The 17,734-nt window shown below is 38.1% G+C and carries 20 protein-coding genes; 14 read left to right on the plus strand and 6 right to left on the minus strand.

Annotated elements, in window-relative coordinates:
• Positions 1-67: 67 nt before the first annotated feature.
• Both ABD000_RS08785 and ABD000_RS08790 read right to left on the minus strand, forming a co-directional pair.
• Positions 68-2,128 carry a M16 family metallopeptidase gene (locus tag ABD000_RS08785; RefSeq protein WP_343766125.1) on the minus strand — a complete coding sequence of 687 codons (2,061 nt, stop codon included), beginning with the start codon at positions 2,126-2,128 and terminating at the stop codon, positions 68-70.
• Positions 2,129-2,207: 79 nt separating this feature from the next.
• Positions 2,208-3,533 (minus strand): M16 family metallopeptidase, encoded by a 1,326-nt coding sequence (locus ABD000_RS08790; protein ID WP_343766127.1) that lies wholly within the window; start codon positions 3,531-3,533, stop codon positions 2,208-2,210.
• A 152-nt stretch (positions 3,534-3,685) separates the two neighbouring features.
• Here ABD000_RS08790 and ABD000_RS08795 point away from each other — a divergent pair, with 152 nt between their 5' ends.
• From ABD000_RS08795 to ABD000_RS08810, 4 genes are all read left to right on the plus strand, one after another.
• Entirely contained in the window at positions 3,686-4,150 is a 465-nt protein-coding gene (locus tag ABD000_RS08795; RefSeq protein WP_343766129.1) for a DUF4199 domain-containing protein, read from the plus strand.
• 84 nt (positions 4,151-4,234) lie between these two features.
• On the plus strand, positions 4,235-4,954 hold the full coding sequence (rplU, locus tag ABD000_RS08800) for a 50S ribosomal protein L21 (RefSeq protein ID WP_343766131.1): 720 nt from the start codon (positions 4,235-4,237) through the stop codon (positions 4,952-4,954).
• Positions 4,955-5,082: 128 nt separating this feature from the next.
• Positions 5,083-5,343 (plus strand): 50S ribosomal protein L27, encoded by a 261-nt coding sequence (gene rpmA / locus ABD000_RS08805; RefSeq protein ID WP_343766134.1) that lies wholly within the window; start codon positions 5,083-5,085, stop codon positions 5,341-5,343.
• Between the two features lie 203 nt (positions 5,344-5,546).
• Positions 5,547-6,128 (plus strand): DUF3332 domain-containing protein, encoded by a 582-nt coding sequence (locus ABD000_RS08810; protein WP_343766136.1) that lies wholly within the window; start codon positions 5,547-5,549, stop codon positions 6,126-6,128.
• A gap of 156 nt (positions 6,129-6,284) precedes the next feature.
• On the opposite strand, the gene ahcY is transcribed toward ABD000_RS08810, so the two are convergent.
• Positions 6,285-7,601: an adenosylhomocysteinase gene (gene ahcY / locus ABD000_RS08815; protein WP_343766139.1), complete on the minus strand. Its 1,317-nt coding sequence runs from the start codon at positions 7,599-7,601 to the stop codon at positions 6,285-6,287.
• Positions 7,602-7,663: 62 nt separating this feature from the next.
• Between ahcY and ABD000_RS08820 the strand changes: the two genes are divergently transcribed.
• Genes ABD000_RS08820 through arfB form a run of 9 tightly spaced genes read left to right on the plus strand, consistent with a single transcriptional unit; the run spans position 7,664 to position 12,997 of the window.
• Positions 7,664-8,317: a 4'-phosphopantetheinyl transferase family protein gene (locus ABD000_RS08820; RefSeq protein WP_343766141.1), complete on the plus strand. Its 654-nt coding sequence runs from the start codon at positions 7,664-7,666 to the stop codon at positions 8,315-8,317.
• Entirely contained in the window at positions 8,307-8,672 is a 366-nt protein-coding gene (locus ABD000_RS08825; RefSeq protein ID WP_343766144.1) for a cupin domain-containing protein, read from the plus strand. The genes ABD000_RS08820 and ABD000_RS08825 overlap by 11 nt, the downstream gene beginning before the upstream one ends.
• Positions 8,672-9,427, plus strand: a complete 756-nt coding sequence (locus tag ABD000_RS08830; protein WP_343766147.1) for a phosphoglycerol geranylgeranyltransferase — start codon at positions 8,672-8,674, stop codon at positions 9,425-9,427. Before ABD000_RS08825 ends, ABD000_RS08830 begins: the two co-directional genes overlap by 1 nt.
• A complete protein-coding gene (locus ABD000_RS08835) occupies positions 9,414-9,614 on the plus strand; it encodes a DUF4177 domain-containing protein (RefSeq protein ID WP_343766150.1) in 201 nt (66 codons plus the stop codon). The genes ABD000_RS08830 and ABD000_RS08835 overlap by 14 nt, the downstream gene beginning before the upstream one ends.
• Positions 9,615-9,637: 23 nt before the next feature.
• Positions 9,638-9,898: a hypothetical protein gene (locus ABD000_RS08840; protein ID WP_343766153.1), complete on the plus strand. Its 261-nt coding sequence runs from the start codon at positions 9,638-9,640 to the stop codon at positions 9,896-9,898.
• Complete coding sequence (gene pnuC, locus ABD000_RS08845) at positions 9,891-10,514, plus strand: nicotinamide riboside transporter PnuC (protein ID WP_343766156.1); 624 nt, start codon at positions 9,891-9,893, stop codon at positions 10,512-10,514. The genes ABD000_RS08840 and pnuC overlap by 8 nt, the downstream gene beginning before the upstream one ends.
• Positions 10,475-11,050 (plus strand): AAA family ATPase, encoded by a 576-nt coding sequence (locus ABD000_RS08850; protein ID WP_343766159.1) that lies wholly within the window; start codon positions 10,475-10,477, stop codon positions 11,048-11,050. The genes pnuC and ABD000_RS08850 overlap by 40 nt, the downstream gene beginning before the upstream one ends.
• Positions 11,047-12,603, plus strand: coding sequence for a DUF4301 family protein (locus ABD000_RS08855; protein ID WP_343766162.1), 1,557 nt, complete (start codon positions 11,047-11,049; stop codon positions 12,601-12,603). The genes ABD000_RS08850 and ABD000_RS08855 overlap by 4 nt, the downstream gene beginning before the upstream one ends.
• Entirely contained in the window at positions 12,593-12,997 is a 405-nt protein-coding gene (arfB, locus tag ABD000_RS08860; RefSeq protein WP_343766165.1) for an alternative ribosome rescue aminoacyl-tRNA hydrolase ArfB, read from the plus strand. Before ABD000_RS08855 ends, arfB begins: the two co-directional genes overlap by 11 nt.
• A 5-nt stretch (positions 12,998-13,002) precedes the next feature.
• Here arfB and ABD000_RS08865 read toward each other — a convergent pair whose 3' ends face one another.
• Positions 13,003-13,152: a hypothetical protein gene (locus tag ABD000_RS08865; protein ID WP_343766168.1), complete on the minus strand. Its 150-nt coding sequence runs from the start codon at positions 13,150-13,152 to the stop codon at positions 13,003-13,005.
• 233 nt (positions 13,153-13,385) lie between these two features.
• Between ABD000_RS08865 and ABD000_RS08870 the strand changes: the two genes are divergently transcribed.
• Complete coding sequence (locus ABD000_RS08870) at positions 13,386-15,614, plus strand: TonB-dependent receptor (RefSeq protein ID WP_343767301.1); 2,229 nt, start codon at positions 13,386-13,388, stop codon at positions 15,612-15,614.
• Positions 15,615-15,677: 63 nt separating this feature from the next.
• Here ABD000_RS08870 and ABD000_RS08875 read toward each other — a convergent pair whose 3' ends face one another.
• Positions 15,678-16,706, minus strand: coding sequence for an OmpA family protein (locus tag ABD000_RS08875; RefSeq protein WP_343766171.1), 1,029 nt, complete (start codon positions 16,704-16,706; stop codon positions 15,678-15,680).
• 7 nt (positions 16,707-16,713) lie between these two features.
• Positions 16,714-17,478: an exodeoxyribonuclease III gene (locus tag ABD000_RS08880; RefSeq protein ID WP_343766174.1), complete on the minus strand. Its 765-nt coding sequence runs from the start codon at positions 17,476-17,478 to the stop codon at positions 16,714-16,716.
• Positions 17,479-17,734: the final 256 nt, after the last annotated feature.

Here is a 17,734-nt window from a genome sequence, read left to right on the forward strand (position 1 = left end):
AATCCTTTGAACTAAAAAGCTGTTCCAATTAAGAAACAGCTTTTAAAATCATGTAAGAGACTAATGCCTATTTAAAATCAGCGTCGCTTACTTCTTTATTTAATTTAATTTCAGAAATCACAAAATCAATACTTTGTGGACCAAATGACTGTGAAATTGTAAACGGGAATTTTACTCCGTCAACGGCTTTATAATCACTGTATTTAGTCATGACTTTGATTACCTGGCCTTGCGCTTCTTGTGTTTTTTCGGTGGCTACTTTGAGTCCGGTGTCTGCGTTATAGAAACTGGATTCTGTTCCTCTAGAAACAACATACACCGTCTCACCGTCCAGATCAACTACTTTTTCCAGTTTAGCATCTCCCACGTTTAGCTCAGGGAACGGATTTGCACTCATCTTCGCGTCCATATTTTGTTCATCATTATACGGTATCGTCTGCCCCATTTGAACCATATATCCTTTTTCTCCATCAAAAACTTGCTTAGAGGCTACATTTCCGTTCATCTTAACAGCTGTCATTGATTTTGTCATTGTCCCTTTAGACTCCAGCTGTAATTTCATTCCCTGGATTTCTCCTTCGCCAATCATATACACAGATTCAACTTTATCAATAGCTTCTTTTCCGCCGACGGCGTTAATATAATTTTCAAAGACCGTTTGTACAGTTACTCCTGCTGGGATTGGTTTAGAGAATTCTGGTTTGTCCACTTTGTTTCCTTCCTTATCAAAGTAGAATACAGGAACCTTTTTGTCATTAAACATCATATTTTCTAGACCACCGGCAACTTCGCTACCTTTCCCTGCGACAACAATACGCATGTTCTTGGTTTTAAAATATTTTTGAGCCACCCGCTGAACATCTTCGGCTGTTACAGCGTTGATGTTTTTAAGATAATTGGTATAGAAATCTGAAGGTAACTTGTTGGTTTCAACATTTAGTGCATAGTTTGCAACAGTTTCGGGACGTTCCAAACGCAATACAAAATCTCCTGCGAATTTGCTTTTTGCCCTTTTAAGATCTTCTGGCTTAACCATTTCGGTTCTAATACGTTGAATTTCATTTAGGGCTTCAACCACAGCACTATCAGTCACTTCATTACGCACACTGGCACTAGCCGTAAAACGTGATTTTCTGCGTGGATTAGTACTCACACTAGAGCGCGCTCCATAAGTGTAACCATGTTCTTCACGAAGATTCATGTTGAGGTAACTGCCAAAGCTTCCGCCTAAAATTTGATTTGCCACCAACACCGGGAAATAATCTGCATCACTCATTTTTAGATCTACTGTATTGACTAAACGCAATTCGCTTTGAACAGCATTGGGCATATCAATAAAATTCACCTGAGTGTATTGTACGTCATCTGCCTGCGGTATCATAGCAGAAGGAGGAGTAGCAAACTCCCAATCCTTGAAGTATTTTTTAGTTAATTTCTTTACTTCTTTAGGATTTACATCACCTACAACTACTAAATAGGCATTTTTAGGCACAAAGTAATTACCATACATCGTTTTAATATCTTTGAGCGTAACTCGTTCTGCACTCTCAATCGTAGTGATTTCCCCACGGGGATCTTCTTTACCGTATACTAATTTGCCTGCAACCTGACTCGCTGTAGCACCCACGTTTTTTTGGTTTGATTTTATTCCTTCAATGAGTTTGTCCTTTTCTTTTTGAAACTCTTCTTCAGTAAATAAAGGATTGATGGCTGCATCTGCCATTAACTCTAACACTCTCGGGAAATACTTGGATAAAGAACTCGCAAAACCACTTTCGCTTCCAAAACCTATATTTGCTCCTAAGAAATCAACCTCTTCATCAAATTCTTCTTTTGATATTGACGTAGTTCCTTTTCCCAACATGGCAGAAAGGAGTGATTTTGTTCCCTGTTTTTGACCTTCGTTATGTTCTGGATTATCAATCACTAAACTTACACGCACTCGGGGTAGTTTATGATTTTCAACCACCATTACCTTAAGACCATTCTTGAGCTCATACATCTCTGGAGAACCCAGGTTAATCTCTGGTGCGGGGCCTGCCTTAGGCTGTTGTGATCGATCAATTTGTGCATAGCTTCCTACCGCAACAAAGGCAATAAGAATACCTACTAATATCTTTAATTTCATCTATACTTTTTTTAATGTTTTAATTTGACTAAAAACTCCTTGCTCACCTACAAAAGGTTCAAAAGGTGTTGATAGAAGTTTATTGTTGGTCATCTTGTTTAGGCAAATAATCCAATTCAAGACGCTTATTCTTTTGTAAATATTCGTTGGCCACACGCTTAATATCCTCTCGTGTAATGCCTCTGTAAATATCAATCTCTTTATTGATCAAGTTTACATCGCCATATAACATATAATACGTGGCTAATGATGAGGCGATCCCTTGTACGCTGCTGTTTGAGTTTACGTATCTATTCTCAAATTTATTTTGAAGTTTTTGGTATTCTTTTTCAGAAATAAGCTGAGTCTGCAACTTGTTGATCTCATCATCCATTACCGTAGCGATTTTTTCCAACGGAGTATCACCTAGCGGAAGCGCTCCCATAATATATGTTCCATAATCTTCCTGACTACGAGGAAATGCAAGAACTTGTAACGCAATTTTTTCTTCATCTACCATACGTTTATACATACGCGAACTCTTACCATCAGTCAAAATAGCCGAAACCATATCCAATACATACGCGTCACGATCCTTCATAGAAGGTGTTCGATAGACAAATGCCTTGATAGGGATTTGAATATTGCTGTCATACTCAGTAGCTACAATGGTTTCTTTGATTGGATCTTCCTTGATATCTACCCTAAATACTTCAGGACCTTTAGGGATGGGACCAAAATAATCTTTAATCATTTCCTTGGTGCTCTCTGGCTCAAAATCACCGGCAACTACTAAAACTGCATTATTAGGAGAGTAATATTTCTTAAAGAACGCTTTAAACTCATCTAACTGTGCAGCATCTAAATCTTCCATAGTTCCAATCACGGAATTTTTATAAGGATGTTTGTCAAAAACGTACTTATTGATTCCCGTTGCATATATAATTTTGCCGTAAGGGGCATTATCGATACGTGAGCGTTTTTCTTCTTTAACCACTTCATTTTGAGTGTCAACCCCTATTTGATTAATAACAGGATGTAACAGACGCTCAGATTCCATCCATAGTCCTAATTCTAAACTATTAGAAGGAAATGTTTCGTAGTAATAGGTTCTGTCTTGTGTAGTATTTGCATTGTTACTCCCACCATTATCAGCTACAATATTAAACCATTCTCCGCGTTCAATGTTCTCTGTACCTTCAAACAACAGGTGTTCAAAGAAGTGAGCAAAACCGGTTCTTCCTTTTTCTTCATCTTTAGCACCTACGTGATACATCACACCTACTGTAACTACAGGCGCTGTATTATCTTGATGCATGATGACATGCATCCCATTATCCAGATCAAATTCTGTAAATTTAACCTGTTGGGCACTCACCGCTGTAAGAAACCCAATCGCTAAAGCTGTTAAGCCAACTTTTTTCATGTGTTTTATATATTTTATAATTTCCCTAAAAGTATGGATTTGCGGGTGTTTGTTACAGTACTTAAACATTATTTTAATAGTTGTCGCAGTAAAATCTTAAATTAACATAGCATTAAGGTAGGATTTGATACATTTTTACGAATTTCGATTTAATGAAAAATATTACACTTCCAATACGTTTTGCCTTAGCGATTACTGGTTCGCTTATAGGATATTTCTTAATTCTTGCCCTTTTTGGTTTACATACCAATCCTTTTTTTAGTCTTTTTAACGGAGTCATTTCTGGATTTGGAATTTACGAGGCCATAAAATATTACAAGCTGCACTTAGGAGATAAGTTTGAGTATTCAGATGGATTTAGAGTAGGTGTGATTACCGGCTTTGTGGCAACGATTTTATTCACGATCTTTTTTGGGCTGTACTCCTCTAGTGTAGAACCAGATTTTGTAGAGGAGCTGTTAACTTCATTTAAACTCAGCTATAGTACAGGACTTGGAATTGTTCTTTTTGTGGTAGCTATAATGGGTTTTGCCACTTCATTAGTGCTTACCCTGTCCTTTATGCAATTATTTAAAGATAGTTGGAATACAAAAAGAGCTAAAAATAAGGTGTCATAAAACGTTTGTAGATTAAGGATTTAGAAGTATATTTGCACCCGCTTTAAAAAGAAGCGGGTTTATTTTATATTAAATTTATACGCTATGTACGCAATTGTAGAGATAGCAGGGCAGCAATTTAAAGTTGCAAAAGACCAAAAAGTATACGTTCATCGTTTAGGCGAGGAAGAAGGAAACAGCGTCAAATTTGACAACGTACTTCTTATCGGTAATGGTGATGATGTTACTGTTGGCGCCCCGGCTATAGATGGTGCCCAAGTGGCAGCAAAAGTGGTGAGACACTTAAAAGGAGATAAGGTAATCGTTTTTAAGAAAAAACGTAGAAAAGGCTATAAGAAGAAAAATGGCCATCGTCAATACCTTACTGAAATCGTGATTGAAAGCATTAAAGCCAGTGGAGCCAAAAAAGCTGCGCCTAAGGCTAAAGCCGAAAAATCAACCGGTGCTAAAGCTGAAGTAAAGAAAACAGAAGCTAAGCCAAAGGCAGAAGCTCCTAAGGAGGAAAATACGAAAACAGCACCTAAAGCTTCCACAAAAAAATCAACTGGAAAAGTAGACGATCTTAAAAAATTAGAAGGTGCAGGACCAAAAGCAGCTGAAGCGATGGTAAATGCAGGATTAAATACTTTTCAAAAAGTTGCTAACATGAAACCCGAAGCGTTAAAAGCAATTTTAACAGCAGCGAGTTCAAGAATGGCTCATATTAGTACAGATACCTGGCCAGAGCAAGCTCAATTAGCAGCAGATGGTAAGTGGGATGAACTTAAAGAGTTACAAGATAAATTAGACGGCGGTAAAAAATAATCGCTTTAAAAATATGTTGAACAGATCCTGAAACAATTTCTTACAAAGAATAAGTTTTTCTGTTTTGTTTGATAAAGAATAAAAGTTTAACAGATCCCGGATCAAGTCTGGGATATAAATTAAAAACTATGGCTCATAAAAAAGGTGTAGGTAGTTCTAAAAACGGTAGAGAATCAGAATCGAAACGCTTAGGTGTGAAGATTTTTGGTGGTCAGGCAGCAACTGCAGGTAACATCATCGTTCGCCAACGAGGAACTAGACATAATCCGGGAGAGAATGTATATATGGGGAAAGACCATACGTTACACGCCCAAGTAGATGGACTGGTAAAGTTCACTAAGAAACAAAATGATAAATCATACGTGTCTATTGAGCCTTTTGAGGCGTAGGTAGTAAAGATTTGATATTTTAAAAAGCCTTTTATCACGATTGTGGTAAAGGCTTTTCTTGTTTTAGCCTAAATGGTTTCTTTTAGCAGATTACTAATCTAAATTTTAACCATTGCTCTTAAAATTTCTTTAATGATCTCATAATTTCAATTTGTTTTGTAGAGTGCTTCACTAGCTTAGTATAAACTTTAAAATCCAACACAATGAAAAAAGTAACCATGAGTGCCATATTGGCGAGTACACTATTATTTAATAGCTGTTTAGGATCATTTAGTGCATTTAATAGCTTGAGAGACTGGAATGATGGCTTAACAGATAACAAATTTCTAGATAACCTGGTATTTTGGGCATTGAATATTGTTCCCGTATACGGATTGTTTTTTATGGGAGATGTGATTGTATTCAATCTTATTGAGTTTTGGACCGGGACTAACCCTATCGCAATGAACGAAGGAGACAAAGAAACGCAATACATCGTCCATGAAGGAAATACACTAGAAATGACTGCAACTAAAAATCGTTTAGCGATCAAAGTGATCGATGGCGAACGTGCCGGTGATAAAGTAGACCTAGTGTACAACCCATCTGAAAAATCATGGAGCGCCATAAAAGCAGACGGCGAAATGATTCAATTAGGAAAAATGCAAGATGGATTCTACGTAATGAATTTACCTAATGGTGAAGAGGTTCAACTAGATCCTATGGCTTCTCGTGAAGATAACTTGGCCATTTTACAAGGCAGAGTCGCTCAATATGAAGAGTGTTTATTAGCTTCGGCTGAGTAAAAATAGCATAACAAAGCAAAAGCTCCGATTTCAACTTGAAATCGGAGCTTTATTTTTAAATTCAAAAATTCATGAAAACACACCCCTTACCATCTGCGCCTTCGCTAAAGCTTCAGGCGGCACGCGGTCAAGAGGGGAATGGCTGATTCTCAAATTTTAATACCTGTAATATTCGGGTTTAAAAGGACCTTCAACCGTAACGCCAATATAATCGGCTTGCTCTTTTGAAAGCTCTTCTAATTCAACACCTAACTTTTCTAAGTGTAAGGCAGCTACTTTCTCGTCAAGATGTTTCGGTAACATGTAGACTTCATTTTCATAGTTGTCACTGTTTTTCCACAATTCTATTTGCGCAAGGGTTTGATTCGTGAATGAATTACTCATCACGAAACTGGGGTGACCTGTCGCCACGCCAAGATTCACTAAACGACCTTCTGCAAGGACAATCACCTCATTGTCTCCAATGGTGTATTTATCTACCTGTGGTTTAATTTCCTCCTTGGTATTTCCATAGGTGCTGTTTAACCAGGCCATATCAATCTCATTATCAAAATGACCAATATTGCATACGATGGTCTTGTCTTTAAGTTGCTTGAAATGCTTTCCGGTTAGGATATCCTTATTCCCCGTTGCAGTGATCACAATATCCGCGTTGCTTAACACAGTATCCAAACGTTTAACTTCAAAACCGTCCATTGCTGCTTGTAACGCACAAATAGGGTCAATTTCTGTCACCGTAACGATAGCTCCGGCACCTTTGAATGAAGCTGCAGTACCTTTACCAACATCACCATAGCCACAAACCACCACGCGTTTACCGGCTAACATCAAATCAGTCGCACGTCTTATTGCATCTACTGCACTCTCACGACATCCATACTTATTATCAAACTTTGATTTGGTTACAGAGTCATTTACATTTATCGCCGGCATAGGTAAAGTGCCGTTTTTCATACGCTCATAAAGTCTGTGTACACCGGTAGTCGTTTCTTCACTAAGTCCTTTAATGCCATCTACCAATTCTGGATAGTTGTCCAATACCATATTGGTTAAGTCGCCACCATCATCAAGAATCATGTTTAATGGCTTGCGGTCTTCGCCGAAGAATAATGTTTGCTCAATACACCACTCAAATTCCTGTTCATTCATTCCTTTCCAGGCATAAACGGGAATTCCTGCTGCTGCTATTGCTGCTGCAGCGTGATCTTGCGTGGAGAAAATATTACATGAACTCCAGGTAACATCAGCACCCAGTGCAACCAGCGTTTCAATAAGGACAGCCGTTTGAATGGTCATGTGCAGACACCCAGCGATACGCGCTCCTTTTAAAGGCTGCTCTGCTCCATATTCTTCACGTAATGCCATTAAGCCGGGCATCTCAGCTTCAGCTAGTGAAATTTCCTTTCTACCCCAATCAGCGAGTGTAATATCTTTAACTTTATACGGCACGTAGGCCACAGTTTTGGTATCCATATTTTAGTATCTTTGATTTTTAAGCAATTGGCTGCAAAATTACGCATAATCTTACACTTTAAATGCCTCTTTACAAAACAATAACATTGTCGCAGCGCACCACAATGTACCTTTGGAAGGTAGAAGAATCCTTAGAAAAACTTTCAGAAAACATCCTACTAACTCCTCATTGTCAGGATCGCTTGGCATCGATGAAAAGTGAATTGCACCAACGAGGTTTTATGAGCATTCGGCATTTATTGGCCGCCGCGGGTTACGTGGACCATGACTTATACTACGATGATTTTGGCAAACCTCATTTAACCGATAATAATTTTATTTCAATAACACATTCCTATCATTTTACGGGCATTATCGTGAGCGACCAAGATGTTGGGATAGATATTGAAATGCAACGGGATAAAATTTTGCGTATTGCCAATAAGTTTACCAACCTTGAGTCGTATTACACCCTGGCAAATACTGAAGCTATCGTACGAAAGCTCACCATTGTTTGGGGAGCCAAAGAATCTATTTATAAATTATACGGTCAAAAAGGATTGAGCTTTTTACAGCATATTGATGTAAAAGAGTTTAATTTTGAGGATGCAGAGACTACAGCTGATGTATTCTATGAAGGAGCGGAATCCAGCTATGATATTGGATTTCTTGAATTTGAAGGTTTTACCTGTGTGTACGCTTTACCTATTGCTAAAAACGGGATTAATGAACATTGAAAAAATAAATCTGGAAGAGAAGTTTTCTCTTTTTAGTGACCAATGGAGTCCTAAGATCATTGGTCAGCTCAACGGGCAGGATGTTAAGTTAGCCAAGGTCGAAGGAGAATTTGTATGGCACGATCATGCGAATGAAGACGAACTTTTTTATGTGGTTAAAGGATCACTTAGGCTTCAATTTAGAGATAAGTACATCACGCTCAATCAGGGAGAAATGTGCGTCGTGCCGCGTGGTGTTGAACACAAACCTGTTGCTAAAGAAGAAACCTGGTTAATGCTCTTTGAACCCAGTTCTATTAAACATACCGGTGAGGTGAGAGATGAAAAGACGGTGGACAAGTATCAAAGAATCTAATGGGAGCTATCCTAAAAAAAATACAACAAGCCGGAACTTCTGGAACTCACCTTTTAGCAATTTTAATCGATCCTGAAAAGTTTGAGAATAGCGCAGCTTCCGACTTTTTGAGTCAGCTTCCTAAGGAAACCACACACTTTTTTATTGGCGGAAGCAGTTGCACTGCAGCTGAAACTCAGCGCACAGTTTCAGCTATAAAGAAAAAAACCACCTTGCCCGTTGTTCTTTTTCCGGGAGCACATCATCAACTGTCTAAAGAGGCAGATGCCATTCTTTTTTTATCCTTGGTTTCCGGAAGAAATCCTGTCTATCTAATCGATCAACACATTAAAAGTGTTTCAGCATTGAGAACCATGAATATTGAGATTATTTCTACGGGATATCTGTTAATTGATGGAGGTCACCAAAGTGCGATAGAACGTGTAAGCGAAACATCATCCATGGCTCAGAGCGATGTTCAATTAATTGTAGATACGGCGTTGGCGGCTCAGTTTCAAGGGAAACAGCTTATTTATTTGGAAGCCGGTAGCGGAGCACTAAAAACCGTTTCTGAAGAAATTATTACGGCCGTAAAAAAAGAAATCAGCATTCCATTAATCGTAGGAGGTGGAGTTACATCTGCAAATCAGCTAGCGAAATTATATCATGCCGGTGCTGATATGGTTGTGGTAGGAACTGCCTTTGAAACAGGTAATTGGAACAACACTATAACAGAGCACGCTTCATCAAAAAATAAAAACTATGAAAGAATATAAAGTCGAAACGCTAATTTTCTACTCAAAATTTACCCTCGACAAAAATCATATCGCAAAAGATTCACAAGCCGGAATTCAAGAAAAGCTGAACGAATATGCTAAAAATGGATATAAATTGGTTTCTACCAACAGCTCTAATTTTGGAATGGCACTTTATATCTATCTCTATTTTGAGAAGAATGCCTAATATATTTTGAAAAATCTCCATCCATGAATATTTCTATTGAATTGACCCTAACACCGCTTCAGGATGATTTTGAAGCTCCTATAATCGCATTTATAAACAAGCTTAGAAAATCTGATTTTACCATACTTGAAAATCCGTTGAGTACGCAAATTTACGGGCCTTATGATGAGGTTATGGGGTTTCTTCAGCGAGAAATTAAAGATACATTTTCCTTGTTAGATCATGTGCTTATCCATCTAAAAATGGTCAAATCTGATCGCAGCAGTTATCAACCCCATGATTGAGTATCTTTTTAGCCCCTATGAGTCTTATAGCTGGACAGATATTTTGCTGGAGGTTTTAGGTGTTGCCTTTGGATTACTTTCGGTTATTTTTTCTAAAAAGAACAACGTACTAGTTTATCCTACAGGAATGATAAGTACGGCTATTTTTGTCTGCCTGTTGTTCAAATTTGGTTTGTTAGGCGATATGATGATCAACGCGTACTATTTTATCATCAGCATTTATGGGTGGTACATTTGGACCCTCAAAGTAGATCCCATTCATGTTACACCTATTACCTATACCACTAAAAAGGAGCATAAGATTTCTGTTTTGATCTTTTTAGCTTCGATTGTCTTTGTGACCATTGTGTATCATGTTTTTGACAAATGGACAAGTTGGACCGCCTATGTGGATACGATTACCACAGCTATTTTCTTTGTGGGGATGTGGTTAATGGCGAAACGAAAAGTGGAGAACTGGCTCTATTGGATTGTGGGAGACCTAATTTCAGTTCCGCTATATTTTTACAAGGGTTTAACGCTTACTGCTATTCAATATCTTATTTTTACAATCATCGCCTATTTTGGCTATCGTGCATGGATAAGATACCAGAACAACTCAGTTATCAAGGCATAAAAATTGTCCTTTTTGGACCAGAGTCTACAGGAAAGACAACGCTGGCCAGGAGCCTTTTGTCAACGTTAGATGCACAATATGTATCAGAATTTGCCAGAAATTATTTGCAAAAAAAATGGAATGAGGAACAAGAAATTTGCACCTACACTGACCTCATCCCTATCATTAGGGGTCAAATAACGTCTGAAAATATAGCAATTCAAAAAAAAACAACCCTTGTTATCTGCGATACTAATCCCTTGCAATACCAGGTATATTGCAGGTATTATTTTAAAAAAGATTTACCAGAGCCGGCGTATAGCATGCTGGAACATCAACATTATGATTTGTATTTGTTAACCGGTATTGATGTGCCGTGGGAGAAAGATGATTTGAGAGACCGACCTAATCCTAAGGATCGCGCTGAACTTTACGCAACCTTTGAGCAAGAGCTACTCCAACGCAATCTCCCTTTTGTAACTGTACACGGAAATAAAACACAACGATTAAAACAAGCCATGAATGCTATTAAAACGTTAGAAAGACTTGCCCTATGAAATTAGAACAAAAAGATATTACTGCGATTAAAGAACACGGTTTGTCACTCTTAACCGCTGAAAAACAACTGGCTACATTTGAACGTGGGATTGCTCCTATAAAAATAAAAGAAGCCGCAACGATTGGTCATGGTATTTTAAAGCTGGGTGAAGATGAGCAAAAAGATTTGGTGAGGCTGTATGAGAAAAAATCCTCTCAATATACTATAGTAAAATTTGTTCCTGCATCTGGGGCCGCATCCCGAATGTTTAAAAGCCTGTTTTCATTTCTAGATCAATATGATCCCTCTAAAGAATCGGTAAATGAATTCGTAGAACGAACTAATAATAAAGACATCAAAACGTTCTTTGATGGCCTTAAAAAGTTTCCATTTTATGAGGAAGTGGTCGCTATAATGTCCGGAAAAGGTGAAGTAGATCTAGGTCAAAACGAACACAAGGTAATCTTTGTAAAGACGTTACTCACATCATCTGGATTGAATTATGGTCATCATCCAAAAGGTGTATTGGCATTTCACAAGTATGATAACCGTACAGTAACTCCTTTTGAAGAACACCTTTTTGAAGGAGCTTCGTACGCATCGACCTATGGAAAATCTCATCTGCATTTCACCATCTCACCACAGCATAAGGAATTATTTGAATCGATTTTTACTAAGACCGAGGATTACGTGAGTAAAGCGACTCAAACAAATTTTAAGGTGGATTATTCGGCTCAAAAAAACGCTACCGACACGATCGCCGTAAACATGCAGAATGAACCCTACCGACAGTCAAACGGCAAATTATTACTGCGCCCCGGAGGACACGGCGCCTTGATTGAAAATTTAAATGATATAGAGGCAGACCTCATTTTTATTAAGAATATTGATAATGTAGTTACCACAGAACACGAGGAAGAAGTTGTTCATTACAAAAAAGTATTAGGCGGAAAATTACTTGAATTACAAACCGCTGCTTATGGCTTTATGAATGAACTTAATAACAAAGAGGTAAAGACTGAGGTGATCAATGAAACACACACCTTTCTAACCCATCAGTTAAAAGTTGTTCTGCCTGAAGGTTTTTTAAGACTGTCTAAAACAGATCAAATTGATCAGTTACAAAACTACTTAAATAGACCTATTCGCATATGCGGGATGGTGAAAAATGAGGGAGAACCCGGCGGCGGACCATTTTGGGTAGAACACCAAAATGGTAGCGTATCCTTACAAATTGTGGAGAGTGCACAGGTAGATCTTACAGATGATTCTCAAAAAGAAATTCTGACTACCTCTACTCACTTTAATCCGGTTGATATTGTTTGCGGTGTAAAAGGTTTTAAAGGAGATAAATTAAATCTGCTGGATTTTGTAGATCCTGAGGCAGGTTTTATTACAGAAAAAACGGTCGAAGGAAATCCTATCAAAGCACTAGAATTGCCGGGGTTATGGAATGGCGCCATGGCTAAATGGAATACGGTATTTGTTGAAGTCCCGCTCAATACATTCAATCCGGTTAAGACAGTAAACGATTTACTTAAGCCAACACATCAAGCTAAAGGTGGTCGATAAGGAAAAAATAGCGTCAGAGCTTTCGTATAAGGCTGTTCGCAGTAGTGGTGCCGGTGGACAGCACGTAAACAAAACTTCATCAAAAGTAATGGTCTTTTGGAATGTAGAAGAATCTTCGGCACTGACCGATGATCAGCGACATCTTCTGCTTAAACGTTTAGCACATCGTTTGACTAAGGATGGAGTATTACAACTCTCTTCGCAGGAATCCCGAAGTCAACACAAAAACAAGGCAGAAGTAACCCAACGTTTATTTAAGTTACTGGCAGAAAATCTTCAGCAGAGAAAAAAAAGAAAGCGCACCAAGCCTTCGATTAAATCCATCAAAAAACGCCTGAATAACAAGCGAATCCAGTCAGAAAAGAAAGCAAACCGAAAGCCTCCTAAAATGTAACACTTTTACTTTTTCACATTATCATCGTAATATTGCAATATTACGATGATATGAAGTTCTGTAGGAACTCCAGACAAATAAATGATTCTAAAACCACCCGATTTAAAACTGTTTTCTCCCTGCTCTAAATATAAAGAAAGCTTAGTATTTCTCAATCCACTGAATTCTTTTCATTGCCTACCTAAAATATAACCGTATCTTTGCATCACTTCAAAAGGGGTGCTTTTTCTGAAAATAGGAAACGGCTGAGATTATACCCATTGAACCTAGAACAGGTAATGCTGTTTAGGGAGCGTTACTCAATATCACGTTGAGTGCTTATCAATGCTATCCTCTTTTTGATCGTAACAAATTGTCAAACTCCCTATTGAGGATAACCATTTTTATGATGAAAAGATTTACCAGTACTATTATTATTTGCTGCCTTGCACTTTGCGCATTTGGGCAAGAAAACACGAAAATCGATACGGTCAAGAAAAAAGAAGAAGTTCTTGGGGCAGTTTTGATTAAGTCGTTTCGCGTAGATGCAGATTCACCGATTACCCATTCTAACCTGTCTAAAGAAGAAATAAAGAAGATAAATTTAGGTCAGGATCTACCTATTTTATTAAATCAATTACCCGGTGTGGTCACAGCATCTGATGCAGGAAACGGCGTAGGTTATACCTATCTACGCGTACGCGGAAGCGATGCTACACGAATTAATGTAACCCTTAATGGAATTCCATTCAATGACGCCGAAAGCCAGGGAAGCTTTTGGGTAAACCTACCTGATTTTGCCTCTTCTACCCAAAGCTTACAATTGCAACGGGGAGTTGGAACATCTGTCAATGGCTCCGGGGCTTTTGGGGCCAGTCTTAATTTATTAACCGATAATCGTTCTGAAGAGGCTTACGCAGAGATTTCTAATTCATTCGGGTCATTTAATACACGAAGACATACTGTGAAAGCCAGTACGGGACTGCTTCAGGATAAGTTTGAGCTTTCAGCCAGATTATCTAATATCTATTCTGATGGATATGTGGATCGCGCCACGTCTGATTTGAAATCGTATTTTTTACAGGGAACATATGATGATGGGCAAACACTGGTAAAAGCCGTGCTTTTTGGTGGAAGAGAAGAAACCTATCAGGCGTATTTTGGAATAGATGCAGAAACGTTGGAGACTGATCGAACATTTAATCCGGTAGGACAACAATTTGATAATGAAGGTAATTTTGAAGGATTTTACGATAATGAAGTGGATAATTATGCGCAGGATCACTATCAACTTCATGCCAATCATAGATTTAATGCAAATTGGTCAGCCAATGTATCACTTAACTATACCTATGGAAGAGGATATTTTGAACAGTACGTGGACGCATTTAACTACGGAAGCAATCTTTTTGATCCTTCAGCAACCTATGCCTTTTTAGGAATTGATCCTATTACAGTAAACGGTGAAGAAATTACAGAAACTGATTTAATCAGAAGACGCTGGTTAGACAATGATTTTTATGTGATCAGTACGAATGCAAATTTTAAAACAGATCGAATTGATGTAGATGCCGGAGTGTTCTACAGCTATTATGATGGGGATCATTTTGGTGAGATACTTTGGTCAGAATTTCCACTTGACGGATTAGGATATAAAGGACGCTATTATGATGGTAGAGGCCTAAAACAAGAAGTAACCACCTTTGCCAAAGCAACGTTTAATATCACAGATCGCTTAAGCGGGTACGCAGATCTACAGGGAAGATTTATCGACTATGAAGCCACCGGACTAACCTCAGATAGAGAACCTATTGATGTAGATAAGACGTTTAATTTTTTTAATCCAAAAGCAGGGTTAAGTTATCAACTCAATGAACGTAATCAACTCTATACCTCATATGGTAGAGCAAACAGAGAACCAAGGCGTTCAGATTTTGAGGAAAATGCAACAGTAAGACCAGAAACACTGGATGATTACGAACTAGGATGGCGGTTTAGTGATGGAAAACTTCAACTTAATGTGAATGGATACTTTATGAACTATCAAGATCAACTCGTGTTAACCGGAGCAATTGACGATGTAGGGGCGCGCATAAGAGAAAATGTGGGGAGTAGTTATCGATTAGGAATTGAACTTGATGCCAGGATACCTCTTACAGATATGATTAACCTACAACCTAATCTTGCGCTGAGCACTAATAAAAATCGAGATTTTCTATTTCAACGTGATGGCGCATTAACTAATTTAGGAGATACGAATATTGCTTTTTCCCCTGAAATTGTTGGAGGCGGAATTATAGAAGTTATTCCGGTTGAAGATTTTTACATTCGCTGGTTAGCTAAATACGTTGGAGAACAATACATGGGAAATATCGATAGTGAAGCATCTATTTTAAATTCATTTTTTACGAACGATCTTAATGTGTCTTACGAATGGAAAAATCCCTGGTTTTTTGATGTTATTACGTTCTCTGGATTACTAAATAATCTATTTGATGTAGAATATGAACCTAATGGCTACTTTTTCACCTTTGATGACGATTTTTCAAATCCCGGTGAAATCACTACTATAGAAGGTGCAGGTTACTATCCGGTAGCAGGAAGAAATTTTCTCTTAGGAGCTACGTTACGATTTTAAATATAGGCAAAAACGAAAGCACATTTTCGTTAAGATTATACTGATCCCCGCACTCGCGGGGATTTAAATATCGCCCAGCATCTTTGCAATCTCATCCAGCTTAGGAGTTAGGATTACTTCAATACGGCGGTTTTTTGCTTTATTTTCAGGTGAGTTGTTTTCGGCTACAGGGGAAAACTTACTTCTTCCTGCGGCAGTAAGGTTTTGAGCCTCTACTTCACTGTTTTCTAGTAATATTTTTACTATAGCTGTAGCTCTTTTGGCAGACAGATCCCAGTTTCCGTTTAACTTATCATCTCCGCCATAGGGATCATCATCGGTGTGACCTTCAATTAAAACCGCAATATCTTTGTTTTGTGCCAGTACATTTCCTAACTGCTCCACGGCTTGTTTTCCTTGTGTATTCACAGCCCAGCTTCCGCTAGGAAATAAGAGCTTATTTTCCATAGAGACGTAGACTTTTCCATTGCGCTCCTCTACCGTCAATCCTTTTCCCTCAAAATTAGTAAGCGCCTTTGAAATAGAAGTTTTTAGTGCTTTCATCTTTGCATCCTGAGCCGCAATTAAACCTTCTAATTCATTAATGCGTTGCGAACGTTGATTAAGTTCAGTAAGCAGACCTTCCAATCGACTGCGTTCCTGGTTAAGCGCGGTTTCCTGATCTTCTAATTGTTTTGCCAATTGCTGATTTTGCTTTGAATTTGCCGCTAGTGCTCGCTCACGCTCTTCTAATCGCTGTAATAATTCTCGATTACGTTTAGTATTGGATGCCATAGACTTAGAAGAGGAATTCTCCAACATGAGATAGTCTTCTTTGATGGCATCATATTTCTTTTGAGTGGCGACAACCTCTGCCATTGTTTTCTCATACTCCTTTTGCGTTTCGTCCTGTTTTTTTCGCAGTCCTTCCAATTCTGATTGGAGCAGTAAATTCTCATCATTGTATTGCTTGAGATCAGCAAGCAGTCCACTATTTTCTTGCTCTAATTCTTCGTATTTACCTTCAAGCTCCTGATATTTCTTCATGGATACGCATGAACCAAGTGTTGCATACACTATAGTTAACGCTAAAATTCTTACAACTGACTTCATAAATATACTATTGTGTTAATTCTACTAATACGGGACAATGGTCGCTGTGTTTGGCTTCTTGTAAAATGACTGCACGTTTTAACCGATCTTCCAGCGCATTAGTCACCATAGCATAATCTAAACGCCAGCCCTTATTTCTAGCTCTGGAATTTCCTCTATAACTCCACCATGAATATTGTTCATCACGATCATCAAAATATCGAAACGAATCAATAAAGCCACTATGAATAAAGTTACTTAACCATTCTCGCTCACGCGGAAGAAAACCCGAAACATTCTTTAACCGTACCGGATCATGAATATCTTTTGCCTGATGACAAATATTATAGTCCCCACAGATTACGAGATTAGGAATGTCTTGTTTAAGTTCATTGGCATATGCCTTAAAATCGTCCATATACTCAAATTTGAACTGTAAACGCGCGTCACTAGTTCCTGAAGGTAAGTACATACTCATTACAGAGACTTCGTCAAAATCTACCCTAAGATTTCGTCCTTCTGCATCCATATAATCAACCCCGGTTCCAAATTCAATATGACCTGGCTTTTGTTTACATAAAATAGCAGTGCCGCTATACCCTTTTTTTAGCGCAGGATAACAATAGCGATGCATAAGTCCTGCCTCTTCAAAAACTGCTTCATTAAATTGATCTGGATTCGCTTTGATTTCTTGCAAACAAAGTACATCTGGATCTGCTGATTTGATCCAATCTACCAGACCTTTTTTTAGTGCAGCGCGAACACCATTTACATTATAAGAAATAATCTTCATAGGATAGTTTCAAAAATAATGGATCACCTCGCATTATTCGAACCTTGACACACTAAAATTTAGCGGGTTGTTAACAAAATAATTTACAAAAGCAGTAGTTTTACAAGTAGGACTTTTTAAACTTTTTGTTTACACCCAAATATAGTAGCCTTAGAACCCAAATGAAGCTTTTTTTTTAGCAGTATAGCAGGGTTAAGGTGAGTAACAAGGGGGATTTATGGATTTAAAATGGAATGTTTGCAGGTAAAAGAAAAAG

It is taken from the genome of Gangjinia marincola (assembly GCF_039523415.1).
In the GTDB taxonomy this organism is placed as follows: Bacteria; Bacteroidota; Bacteroidia; order Flavobacteriales; family Flavobacteriaceae; genus Gangjinia; species Gangjinia marincola.

Coding starts and splice junctions, on each gene's coding strand:
- ABD000_RS08785 (WP_343766125.1), bottom strand. CDS start 2,128: ATGAAATTAAAGATATTAGTAGGTATTCTTATTGCCTTTGTTGCGGTA.
- ABD000_RS08790 (WP_343766127.1), bottom strand. CDS start 3,533: ATGAAAAAAGTTGGCTTAACAGCTTTAGCGATTGGGTTTCTTACAGCG.
- ABD000_RS08795 (WP_343766129.1), top strand. CDS start 3,686: ATGAAAAATATTACACTTCCAATACGTTTTGCCTTAGCGATTACTGGT.
- rplU (WP_343766131.1), top strand. CDS start 4,235: ATGTACGCAATTGTAGAGATAGCAGGGCAGCAATTTAAAGTTGCAAAA.
- rpmA (WP_343766134.1), top strand. CDS start 5,083: ATGGCTCATAAAAAAGGTGTAGGTAGTTCTAAAAACGGTAGAGAATCA.
- ABD000_RS08810 (WP_343766136.1), top strand. CDS start 5,547: ATGAAAAAAGTAACCATGAGTGCCATATTGGCGAGTACACTATTATTT.
- ahcY (WP_343766139.1), bottom strand. CDS start 7,601: ATGGATACCAAAACTGTGGCCTACGTGCCGTATAAAGTTAAAGATATT.
- ABD000_RS08820 (WP_343766141.1), top strand. CDS start 7,664: ATGCCTCTTTACAAAACAATAACATTGTCGCAGCGCACCACAATGTAC.
- ABD000_RS08825 (WP_343766144.1), top strand. CDS start 8,307: ATGAACATTGAAAAAATAAATCTGGAAGAGAAGTTTTCTCTTTTTAGT.
- ABD000_RS08830 (WP_343766147.1), top strand. CDS start 8,672: ATGGGAGCTATCCTAAAAAAAATACAACAAGCCGGAACTTCTGGAACT.
- ABD000_RS08835 (WP_343766150.1), top strand. CDS start 9,414: ATGAAAGAATATAAAGTCGAAACGCTAATTTTCTACTCAAAATTTACC.
- ABD000_RS08840 (WP_343766153.1), top strand. CDS start 9,638: ATGAATATTTCTATTGAATTGACCCTAACACCGCTTCAGGATGATTTT.
- pnuC (WP_343766156.1), top strand. CDS start 9,891: ATGATTGAGTATCTTTTTAGCCCCTATGAGTCTTATAGCTGGACAGAT.
- ABD000_RS08850 (WP_343766159.1), top strand. CDS start 10,475: ATGGATAAGATACCAGAACAACTCAGTTATCAAGGCATAAAAATTGTC.
- ABD000_RS08855 (WP_343766162.1), top strand. CDS start 11,047: ATGAAATTAGAACAAAAAGATATTACTGCGATTAAAGAACACGGTTTG.
- ABD000_RS08870 (WP_343767301.1), top strand. CDS start 13,386: ATGAAAAGATTTACCAGTACTATTATTATTTGCTGCCTTGCACTTTGC.
- ABD000_RS08875 (WP_343766171.1), bottom strand. CDS start 16,706: ATGAAGTCAGTTGTAAGAATTTTAGCGTTAACTATAGTGTATGCAACA.
- ABD000_RS08880 (WP_343766174.1), bottom strand. CDS start 17,478: ATGAAGATTATTTCTTATAATGTAAATGGTGTTCGCGCTGCACTAAAA.